This window comes from Kitasatospora sp. NPDC018058 (assembly GCF_044327205.1).
Classification (GTDB): domain Bacteria; phylum Actinomycetota; class Actinomycetes; order Streptomycetales; family Streptomycetaceae; genus Kitasatospora.
This window is the reverse complement of sequence record NZ_JBIRFA010000025.1, coordinates 121,613-132,569: the sequence shown is the minus strand read 5'-3', so window position 1 is coordinate 132,569 and position 10,957 is coordinate 121,613. Positions and strand designations below refer to the sequence as shown.

Here is a 10,957-nt window from a genome sequence, read left to right as displayed (position 1 = left end):
CCCTACGACCCCGACACCCACCAGGCCAACAGCAAGATCAAAACGACTCCCGAGACCACTCTGGCGGCATAGGGGTTGACTCAGGAAACTCATCGCACCTTCTCCCCCACCCAACGGGCCAGTTCCAGCGGGCTCAGTGCCGCCACGGGCATTCCGGCCGCGACCAGTTGGCCCGCGACCGCCTTGGAGTAGCGGGCCGTCCCGGTGTCGTCCAGCGCGGCGCAGCCGAGCAGGTGCACACCGGAGTCCACCAGCGCCCGGGTCTGGGCCAGCAGCCCGGTGACCGGGCCGCCCTCCTCGAAGTCGCTGACCACCGCGACCAGCGTCCGGGACGGCACCGTCACCAGCTCCCGCGCGTACCGCAGCCCGGTCGCGATGCTGGTACCGCCGCCGACCCGCACCTCCAGCAGCAGGCTCAGCGGATCCGCCACCCGCTCCGTCAGGTCGAGGACATCGGTGGAGAAGGCGACGAAGTGGGTGCTCAACGAGGGCACCCCCGCCAGGATCGAGGCGGTCAGCGCCGCCCAGACCGTGGAGGCCTCCATCGACCCGGAGACGTCCACCACCAGGATCAGCCGCCAGTCGTTGGCCTGCCTCGCCCTGGTCCGGAACACCGGGCGCTCCGGCACGATCAGCGTGCCGGAGCCGTCCGGCGCGGGACGGGCGGTGGCGAGGTTGGCCCGGATGGTCCGGTCCAGGTCCAGCCCCCCGCCCGGGCGCCGGGACGGGCGCGGCACGCTGATCCCGGTCAACGCCGGGCGCAGCCTGGTCGCCAGCTCCCGGCTCAACTCGTCCACCAGACGCCGCACCAGCGGTCGCAGCCGGGCCACCCGTGCCTCGGGCAGACCGCCCGCGTGATCGAGCACGGCACGCAACAGCTCGACGGACGGGCGGACGGCGGCCGGATCGATCGCCTCCAGGACGTCGGTCCGGCCGCTCGCGACGGCGGCCGCGAGGACCTCCTCCCGGACACCCGGGCCGAACAGCGCCTCCAACTCCTCGGCCCACTCGCGCACGCCGGGGAACGGCGCCTCACGGCCCCCTCCCCTGCCGTTCCTGCCGTCGAGGCCGGGGCCGGAGCCCTCGCCGTGGCCGCTGCCGTACAACTCGTCGAGTGCGGTGGCGAGTCGGGCGCAGCGGCCACTCAGGCCGTCGTTGCCGGGGCGCCCGAGCAGCAGGCGCCAGCGTTCGGCGGGGGTGAGGGTGTGCCGCTCAGGGTGCGGCGACCGTTCGACGGCGACCGGGGTCGGCTCCGGCTCGGTGTGTCGGGGTGCGGACGGCAGCAGGCCGCGGCCGGCGAGCGCATGGCGGGCGACCAGGTCCGCGCGGACCCAACGCGCCACCACGGCCGGGTCGGTCTGCTCGGGCAGGGCGGTGAGCCGGGTGCCCAGGCGCTCCTCGACCAGGGTCAGCAGCCGGTCGCGGGCGGCCGGGCTGAGCGTGTCGAAGCCGCCGCGGAGTGCGGGCAACCGGTCCAGGAACGCGGCGTCCGGCAGCGAACCGACCCGCTCCAGCAGGGGCTCCAGCGCCTCGGGCGCGCTGTCGAACAGCCCCTCCGCCGCGGTCAACAGCCCGACCAGCGCTCGCCCGAGCAGCTGCCGCGCCCGCACGTCGGTCGCGCCGTCCACCCAGGACGCGGCCCGTCCTCCGAACACCTCCGCCGGCTCCTGCCCGAGCAGCACCCGCACCGCCGCGGCCGCCCCGCGCACCAACGGACTCCCCCGCTCCGCGAGTTCGCCCAGCACATAGCCCAACCGGACCCCGCCCAGGCGGTCCGCCCGCCGCGCCAACTCCACCAACGCCCGCGCGTCCGCCGGGTCGTCCGACCCGCCCATCCCCTCCAACTGCCGCACCGCGGCGACGGTCAGCACCTCCTGGGCGGCCGTGAGCCGCCCGCCACCGGAGGAACCACCTGGGGCCGCCGGCGCGGCAGGGCCGGCCGGCACGGCGCAGTCCGGTCCCGACCCGGCGCCCGCGCCGACAGGCGCCAGGCCTTCGGCGCCGCCCTGACCGCGTGCAGGCGGTGCACCGACACCCGCAAGGGGCTCCGCCACCGCGGTGGCGCCCGGGAAGTGGCCGGCGGTGAGGCGGTCCAGGAGGGTGAGGGCGTCGAGGAGGTCGGGGAGGGTGGCGGAGGTGGGGAGGACGGTGGTGAGTTGGGTGAGGCGGGTTGCGGTGAGGGCGGGGAGGGCGCAGGAGGCGGCGGCGGTCAGGCCGTCGATGATCTCGCGGGGGGTGGGGTCGTCGGTGAGGCGAGCGCGGAGGATGCCCTCGGCCGCCTGGGCCGGGGTGACGCCGCGGGTGGCGGCGACGGTGAGCATGGCGGCGGTGGCCGGGGTCCAGTGCAGGCGCCAGCGGGTGCCGAGGGTTTCGGTGCCGCCGGGGCCGGTGGTGGGAACGGGGTCGGCGTAGGGGACGTCGCAGGTGGTGAGGCGGTGGAGGAGGATCTCGCGGCGGCGGTCGAGGGGGCTGCGCAGCGGGTCGAGGCGCAGTTCGCGCGGGCCGGGGTCGGTGGGGCCGGGGAGGCCGAGTTCGGCGAGCAGGGCTTCGACGGCGGGGGCGAGTCCGCTGCGCGGGGCGGCGGGGGTGGGGCGGCCGGTGCGGGTGCCGATCAGGACCTGTTCGAGGGCACGGGCGACGGCCCGGCCGCGGCCAAGGGGTTCGCCCTGGGCGAGGACGGTCTGGACGGCTTCGACGAGTTCGCCGCGGCCGGGGGCGGCGTGGCCGCGCAGGCGGGCGAGGTCGCCGGCCAGCCGGACGATCTCGCGGGCGTCGGCCGGACCGGAGGGGTGGTCCTGCGTGCGCAGGGCGGCGCAGATCCGGACGGCGGTGGCGGTGAGCGCCTCGGTGAGGCGCTCGGGGTCGCCACCGGCGTCGAAGACGGTGCGCTGCCATTCCGGGTCGCGGATGCCCGCCGGGTAGCCGGAGCGGGCGTCGAGCAGCGGGTAGGTGTACGGGATCAGTGAGAGGACGTGCCCGGGATCGTCCGGGCCGGGCGGTTCCTCGGCGGTGGTCGGGACGTCCAGCAGGGCCGGGGCGTGGAAGGCGCCGACGACGACGGCGATCCGGCGCCCGCCGGCCGAGGCGGCCAGGATGCGGGCGCGCATCCAGGCCTCGCGGCGCAGGTCGTACGGGTCGACGCCGGGGCCGTGTTCGGCGTCGTGCCGCAGCGCCCAGCCGACCAGTAGGGCGGCTCGCCGGACGGCCTCGGCGGTGGAGCCGGGGGCGGCGGTCTCGACCAGCCGGTCCCAGAGGTCCTCGTCGGAGTCCCGGCCGGTGAGGCGGTGGCGCAGCGCGTCGGCCACCCCGGGGGCGTCGGGCCTGCCGACCGGTCGTGCGCCCCGGGCGGCGGCCCGGTGGGCGAGCGGGAGGTCGCAGGCGATGGCCTCGACGCCGTTGCGCCGGGCCCAGCGCAGGGCGACGAGTTCCGGGGAGAAGTCGGCGAAGGGGTAGAAGGCCGGACCGGCCGGCTCCTCGGGGCCGGCCGGGGCGGCCGCGAGGGCGACCGGGGCCTCGGTGGCGTCGTCGGCCAACCAGTCGAGCCAGGGCTGGAACTCGGCGGGCAGTTCGACCAGTACCGCCTCCGGCCTGGCGGCGTCGAGCAGCGCGGGGAGGACCGCGCTCAGGGACGGCGCGTGGTGGCGCACGCCGATCAGGTAGGGCCCGGGGCGGTCGGTGCCGGAGCCGGCCAGCCGCTCCGTCTCGGTCCGGACGTCCGGGTCGGCGTCGATCGCGCCGACGCCGTCCGGGGCGGGCTTCACCGCGCTGCTCGTCATCGTCAGGCCTCCAACGCCGAACGGAGGTCCCACAGGGTGCGCCAGGTGGCGGCGCCCTGTTCGGCTCGGCGGCGGACCGGGCCGTCCCAGTAGCCGAGCAGGCGGGCCGCGTCGGCCGGGTCGTCCTTGCGGACGACGCCGAGGAGTTGGCCGGGCAGGCGGCCGAGGAGGTCGCCGCCGTCGGGCAGGTAGGCGGCGGTGACGCCGAGCGCGGTGGCGACCGAGACGGCTTCGGCGGTGCTCATCACGGTGGAGGGGCGCTCGACGTCCCAGCCCTCGGTGGAGCGGCCGGTGCGCAGGTCGCGGAAGGCTGTGACCAGGGCCTCCAGGACGGCGTCGTCCACGGCGTAGCCGGCCCCGGCCCGGGCGACGGCGGCGGTGGACTGGCGGCGGACCAGCTCGACCTCGGCGGCGAGGCTGCCGATCGGGCCGACCGTCTCGAAGTTGAACCGCCGCTTGAGGGCCGCGGACATCTCACTGACGCCCTTGTCACGCAGGTTGGCGGTGGCGATCAGGGTGAAGCCGGCGGCCGCGTGCAGCTGACCGTCCGGACTGCCGGCCAACTCGGGTACGGCGATCCGGCGTTCGGAGAGCAGGGAGACCAGGGCGTCCTGCACCTCGGGCAGGCAGCGGGTCACCTCCTCGACCCGGGCGACCGCCCCGGTGGTCATCGCGGTGAGCACCGGGGAGGGCACGAGGGCCTCGCGGCTGGGGCCCTTGGCGAGCAGCAGGGCGTAGTTCCAGCCGTACTTGAGCTGGTCCTCGGTGGTACCGGCGGTGCCCTGGACGGTGAGCGCGCTGGTGCCGCAGACGGCGGCGGCGAGCAGTTCGGAGAGCATGGACTTGGCGGTGCCGGGCTCGCCGACGAGCAGCAGGCCGCGCTCCCCGGCGAGGGTGACGACGCAGCGTTCGACCAGCGCGCGCTCGCCGACGAACTTCGGCTCGATGGCCAGGCCGCGGCGCCCCGCCTTGAGCTTCTCGCCGCCGCTGCCCATGACGAAGGTGACGACGGCGCGCGGGGTCAGGCGCCAGCCGGGCGGGCGCGGGCCGCTGTCGTGGGCTGCCAGGAACTCCAGTTCGGCGGCGTACTTCTCCTCGGGCGGGACGATCTGCCGTACCGGGCCGGTGGAGTCGGGGCCAGTGGTATCGGGGCCCGTGGTGTCGGGTCCGGTGGTGGTCTCGGTGGCAGTCATCGGCGGGCCTTCCTGCGCTTGCTGGTCTGGAGCTCTTCGTAACCGGGGGCATCGCCGTCGAGGGTGCGCTGCCACGCCTTGGCGAACAGCTCGGGGACGGTCAGCTGCGCCAGCACCGGCCGGTGGTGGGTGGGCAGTTCGTACAGGGCGGCCTTCCACGTCTCGACCGGCAGGGCGGGGGCTTTGGCCTCCAGCCAGCCGCCGGGCAGGAAGAGGCTGCGGCCGGCCCGGGCCCGCTTGGCCTCCAGCACCAGGCCGCTGGCGGCGAGTTCGGCGCGGGCGCGCTTGAGCCGGGCGGGCTTCCAGCCGGTCCAGCGGGCGGTGTTGCGGTCGGTGGGGTCGGGCAGGGCGAGCAGCTGGAGGTAGAGCGCGGCCGTGTCCTCGCCGAGCCCGTGGGTGCCCGCCGCCTCGGCGACCAGGTCGGGGACGGTGAGCTGCGGGTTCTGCAGCCAGGCCGGGCCGTCGGCCGCGGTGGTGGCGGTATCGGTGGCGGTGGCAGCGGCCGCGAGGCGCTCCGGTTCGCCGCGCAGGATGGACTCGATGGCGGCCCGCTCGCTGTCGAACCAGTAGTTGCCGCCCAGCCCGCCGAGCAGGTCGAGCACCGGGTCGTCGGGGCCGGTGAGTCCGGCCGGGCGCAGCCAGACCCGCTCGTACTCACCGTGGTACGGCGTCAGGACGACGGCCTGCCCACAGCGGACCAGGCCGTCCCGGTCGGCTCCGCCCTCCGCCGGCAGGCCGAAGTAGGTGCGCACGAGTGCCGATATCGGCCCGCCCTTGGGGGCGTGGACGAGGTGGAAGTCGAGCAGCAGTCCGGGGTCGGTGAGGCGGGTCCGCAGCGCGGCGGCCGCCTGGGGCAACAACGCACGCAGGGGGCTGTCGGCGGGCAGGTGGTAGGCGAGCCAGCGCAGGGCGTCGAGGGTCTGGTGGAGGGCGCCGGAGTCGGGTACGGCGGTCGGGTCCTCGGCGAGCAGCTGCGGCGCGCCCTGGCCGGCGTCGCCGAACTTGAAGGCGGTGGTGCCGGTCAGCCAGGGGGTGTGGGCGGGGTTGAGCACCGCTTCGATGCGGCTGATGGGCACGCCCTTGACACCGGCCTGGGCGTCCTCGGGGAGGGTGACGAGCCAGCCGAAGTGGCGGATCCAGGCCTCGGCCCCGGCGGCGAGGTCGGGGCCCTCGGTCCACAGGCGCTTGGGGTCGTCGGTGGGCAGCAGGGCGCCCCAGACGTCGGCGAGGGCGTTGTGGTCGTGGCCGCGCAGCCAGTCGCGGGCGGCGGTGACCTCGGCGGCCTTGAGGCCGTACTCGGCGGGCACGACGGCCTTGCCCCACTGGAAGAGGGCGGGCGACGGGCTGAGCAGCAGGGTGGCGCGGGCGGCGCCGATGCCGGTGAGTTCGGCGAAGGCGGCGGCACGCTCGGGGGCCCAGGGGACGGCGCCGCGCAGGGCGGCGACCCGCCAGAACTTGGCGACCCAGGCGGCGCTGACCCGCTCCTCGGTGCCTCGCTCCTCGACGGTGGTGAAGTGGGCGACGGGGCCGAACTTCCCGCTCGGGTCGTGGTCGACGGCGAGCCACTGGACCGTGCCGTCGACGCTGTGGCTGCGGTGGCCGAGGATGACGACGGTGCGTTCGCCGTGGCGCAGTACCTCGCCCTGGCGGAAGGTCACCGGTCCCGCGGTCTTGGCGCGGTCGTCCGTCTCGGCGAGGACGATCTCTCGCAGGGTGGTGCCGCGGTCGGCGAGCGGGCCCCTGGTGAGCTCGCCGAGCAGCAGGACGAGCGTGGAGCGGTGGGCCGGTTCGGTGAGCGGGGCAGCCACGGCGTGGGCGAGGACGTCCACCCGGCCGAGCAGGTGCAGCCAGCCGTGGTTGGCGTCGCCCCCGCGCAGGGTGACGGTGGCCGGGGTGCTCCAGCCCTCGCCGCTCGCGGCGGGCGGGGCGGCGAGCACGCCGCCGACGGTGCGCAGGTTGTTGAGCACCCAGTAGCGGTCGTCGGTGCCCCAGCTGCCGCTCAAGCCACCGATTCCGGGCAGGACGGCGCCGACGGCGTCGCGCAGTTCGTGGTCGCGGCCGTGGGCGGGACGGTACTCGGCGGCCTCCGTCCTACTCGGGCGCTCGGCCTCGGGCTGCGGGACGAAGCGGGCGATCCGGTCGAGCAGGTCGGCGGCGGCGCGGGCGAGCCCGGCGACGCCGGCCAGCAGCAGCGGGTGGCTGATGCCGGGCAGCAGCTCGCCGACCGCCTGGACGGGCAGGCTGCGGCGGGCACTCTTGTGCTGGGCGACCTGGCGCCGGACGCCCTGGACGGTGATCCAGAGTCGCTGGTCCTCCGGCTCCGGCTGGACGTCGGCGGGCCAGGCGGCGTCGATCAGTGCGGCGGCCTGTTCGGCGTCGACGGTGCGCAGGACGCGCGAGCCGGCCTCGTCGCGGGGCCGCAGGGCGTGCCAGTGGTCGCGTGGCGGAACGAGCACGGTGCCGGCGGCCGAGAGCTCGCCGGAGCGGCAGGAGCGCAGGTCGGCGGTGCGGTCGTGGTTGTCGGCGAGGTCGGGCAGGCAGAGGGAGAAGGAGTTGCCGGTCGGGTCGACGACGACCGGGCGGGCGTCGCCGGGCAGGGCGAGTCGGCCGACCAGGCCGTAGACCCGACGGTTGCCCGTCAGCGGCAGGACGATGCGCTGCCCGTCGGCGAAGAAGGTGGTGATGGTCCGCCCGGGGTCGATCCGCACCCAGCTGCCGAGCACCGTGCCGTCGGTGCCGAGCGGGGTCTGCTCCAGGCCGGGCTGCAGCGGCAGCAGTCGGGGGCTTGTGTCGGCGAGGCGGCCGGCGGCGGCGGTGGCGGCGATCACGGGCGGTTCGGCGGCGCGGCCGAGGGTGCCGGTGAGCGGGTCGAACTCGTGCAGGACGAGGCCCTGCCCGCCCGGGCGCAGCGTCCAGTAGCCCGTACCGTCGCCGAGGACGCGGTGTTGGGCGGGCAGCCGGGTGTCGCCGGGGTGCAGCGGGCGCTCGCCGGTGGTGCGGCCGCCGCCAGGCAGCGGGAGGGACGGGGCGGCCGGCTGGCGTTCGCCGTAGTGGTGGCCGGCGATGGTCTCGCCGCCGAGTGCGACGGTCTCGTCCGGACGGCTGGACCAGTAGCCGACCTGCTTGCCGTCCTGGTACCAGACGACCAGGAGTTCACCGTCGACGAAGCGCAGCCGGGGCCGGTTCCACTGGTCCAGCTTGGGCAGGCGCAGGGTGTGCTCCAGCACGATGCCCTGCGGACTGACCACGACGGCCCTGTCGAGGCGGGCGAGGATCAGGTTCGGCCAGGCGTCCTCGACGATCAGGCCGGTCAGGCCGGCGGTGCGGTAGCCGGGGGCGTCGTTCGGCGGGTCGGTCTCGGGGGCGCTGGGGTCGGCCGGGTCGGCGAGCTTGGCGAGCGCCTCCTCCAGGGCGGGCCAGCCGAGTTCGTCCAGGATGCCGGCGCCCAGCGCTCGGGCGAGCAGCCCGGCGACGTCGAGGGCGGCGATCCGCTCGGCGGCGGCCGGGGCGACCTCGCGGATGGCGGTGCGGTACTGGGTCAGCGAGCGGACCAGGTCGGCGGCGCCGGCCAGGCCGCGGGCGGCGGCCAGTTCGTCGGCTCGGTCCTCGGCCCACTCGGCGAACAGCCGGCGCATCAGCGGCAGCGCGGCCACCTGGCGCTTGACGGCCGTCTCCCACGCGGGCGGGGTGGCCTGGCGCAGCAGCGGCCGGAAGCGCGGGTCGGCGGCGACGGCGGCGAGGCGGGTGCTGTCGGGGCCGCACTGCTCGACCCAGCCGCGCAGGTCGGGTTGGTCCCTGGACAACGGGTCGGCGACCGGCACGCCGGCGGCCAGCAGCACGTCCAGCAGGTCGAGTCGGGTGTGGCTGGCGCGGATGCCGGTGAAGAGGTCGACCGGGACGGCGTCGGCGCGCAGCCGCTCGGCCATCCGGCCGGCCAAGGCGAGGGTGGCGGGGCAGCTGGGCCGGGCGCGCCAACTGCGGCCGAGGTGGTGGCACCAGCGCTGGAGCCAGGCGGCGGCGGGCTCGGCGCCCTCGGCGCGGGGGCCGGTGAGCAGCTGCTCGGCGCCGGTCTCGGCGAGGACCTCCAGCCAGGCGGTGTCGTGCGGGGCGGCGTCGGAGCCGGCCGGGTCGGGCAGCAGCTCCAGCAGACGGGCCCGGACGGCGGCGTCCTTCCGGCCGAGCGCGACCAGCGGGCCGTGCCAGGACTTCCAGAACGCGGCGGGCGCCCGGTTGACCGCCGGGGCGTCCAACAGCTCGGCGAGCAGGGCCTGTTCGTGCTCGGCACGGTCCAGCCCGGCGGCCCGGATCAGCGCGCGGGCGTCCTCGGCGACCCCGGCGTACGGGGCCATGCCCGCCGCGGAGCGCTCGGTGCACAGCTGACGGAAGCGCTGCCAGGCGGTCAGCGGGTCGAGCCGCTGGGCGAGCTCCTTGACGTACTGGCGCAGGGACTTGACGGTGAGCGCGCCGGCCAGGGCGAACTCCAGGAAGACGGCGCGCAGCCGTTCCTCGTCCACGGTCAGGTTGTGGGTGCGCTCGGCCTCGCGGGCCTTGCCGAACCAGGCGGCGGCGTAGGTCTGGTTGCCGTGGGTGAGGAAGATCCGGCCGACCTCCTCGCAGAAGGTGGGCAGGAAGTTCGGCACGGCGCGGCCGAGCCGGGTGGCGAGTTCGTCGAAGCCGTCCTTGGCGGCGCCGGGCTTGGACCCGGCCTGGCGGGCGAGCCGCTCCAACTCCTTGACCAGGGCCAGCGCGTGGTGTCCGTTGGCGGGATCGTGGACCAGTGCCCAGGCGGGGAAGCCGAGCGCCTCCTGGCGGACCTGGCCGACCTCGGCGGGCTCCCCCTCGGGGGCGAGGCCGAGGAACTCCAGGGCGAGGTCCTCGGCCCGGCCGAGCGCGCCGGGGACCAGCCGGACGATCCGGCGGTCGTCCAGGGCGGGGTGGGCGTAGGCGCGGGCGGTCAGCACGTCGGCGGCGCTGTCGGGGCGGCCGGCGCCGGGCAGGGTGCCGGGCGGCAGCACGGCCCCGGCGTCGAGCAGGGCCTCGGGCGTCGCGGTGCCCTGGTTCGGGACGGTGGTGGTCATGCGGCTTCCTCCCCTTCGATCGTGCGGCCCGCGTACAGGGCGGCGGCCATCCGCATGCCCTCGGACCAGGCCACCGGTCCGACCTCGGCGAGCGGCAGGGCCCGGCCGTCGGGGCCGGCCCAGCTGAGCGCGCCGGTCTCGCAGGCGTCGTACTCGTAGTAGTCGCCGACCCACACCCGGGCCTCGACGGTGCGGCCGTCCTCGGTGATCGGCTGCACGGCCGAGCCGCCCCGGACCCGGCAGCCGAGCCGGTTGCAGCGGCCGATCAGCTCGCGCAGTTCGCGGTAGCGGCCGCCGGAGTAGGTGGTGACCTCGGTGCCGGCGGGCACCTCCTCAGGCCGGTGCCAGACCTCGCGGTAGAGCTGCTGGACGCGCTGGGAGACGCCGAGTTCAACGGCGAACTCGCGCAGCTCGTCGAGGTCCTGGAGCAGCACGGGGTGGGGTATCAGGATCTCGCCGTCGGTGAGGCGCACGGTGTCGCCGTCGAGGTCGACCAGGCCGAGGCCGCGCTCGGGGTCGGCTCCGCGCAGGAATCCGGCGACGGCGCCGTCCGGGCCGGTGACCACGAGGTCGCGCAGAACGGCCTGCCAGGCCTCGTCCGGCCAGACGGCGGTGATCACCTCGGCGGGCACCGGCAGCGAGCGCACCATCCACCGCTCGACGTCCTCCTGGCAGCGCCGCTCGTGCGCGGCCAGCCACTCGGCGAGCTGCTTGAGCTGGGTGACCACCGGGTCGTCACCGAGTTTCGACGGCAGGGACTTGAGCTCGCGGCCCGCCGCGTTGCGGCACACCACCTTGCCCTCCCCGTCGAGCCCGACGCGGTACCCTCCCGCGCCCGTCTCCACCCATGCCACGGCCGTACTCCTCCCACCGGGAACGTCGTTCTGATCGCCGTCTGACCAGCGATGCG

At 76.1% G+C, this 10,957-nt stretch carries 4 protein-coding genes; all 4 read right to left on the bottom strand.

Annotation, left to right across the window (positions count from 1 at the left end; genetic code table 11):
* Positions 1-89: 89 nt before the first annotated feature.
* From ACH4E7_RS30370 to ACH4E7_RS30355, 4 genes are read right to left on the bottom strand one after another with little or no spacing between them, the layout of a single operon-like run.
* Positions 90-3,776: a DUF5682 family protein gene (locus ACH4E7_RS30370; protein WP_396252337.1), complete on the bottom strand. Its 3,687-nt coding sequence runs from the start codon at positions 3,774-3,776 to the stop codon at positions 90-92.
* 2 nt (positions 3,777-3,778) lie between these two features.
* On the bottom strand, positions 3,779-4,969 hold the full coding sequence (locus ACH4E7_RS30365; protein ID WP_396252335.1) for an AAA family ATPase: 1,191 nt from the start codon (positions 4,967-4,969) through the stop codon (positions 3,779-3,781).
* Complete coding sequence (locus ACH4E7_RS30360) at positions 4,966-10,047, bottom strand: hypothetical protein (protein WP_396252334.1); 5,082 nt, start codon at positions 10,045-10,047, stop codon at positions 4,966-4,968. The genes ACH4E7_RS30365 and ACH4E7_RS30360 overlap by 4 nt, the downstream gene beginning before the upstream one ends.
* On the bottom strand, positions 10,044-10,901 hold the full coding sequence (locus ACH4E7_RS30355) for a DUF4132 domain-containing protein (RefSeq protein WP_396252333.1): 858 nt from the start codon (positions 10,899-10,901) through the stop codon (positions 10,044-10,046). The genes ACH4E7_RS30360 and ACH4E7_RS30355 overlap by 4 nt, the downstream gene beginning before the upstream one ends.
* Positions 10,902-10,957: the final 56 nt, after the last annotated feature.

Bases quoted from the DNA above. Each gene is read 5' to 3' on its own strand.
- ACH4E7_RS30360 (WP_396252334.1), bottom strand. From the start codon at position 10,047: ATGACCACCACCGTCCCGAACCAGGGCACCGCGACGCCCGAGGCCCTG.
- ACH4E7_RS30370 (WP_396252337.1), bottom strand. From the start codon at position 3,776: ATGACGAGCAGCGCGGTGAAGCCCGCCCCGGACGGCGTCGGCGCGATC.
- ACH4E7_RS30365 (WP_396252335.1), bottom strand. From the start codon at position 4,969: ATGACTGCCACCGAGACCACCACCGGACCCGACACCACGGGCCCCGAT.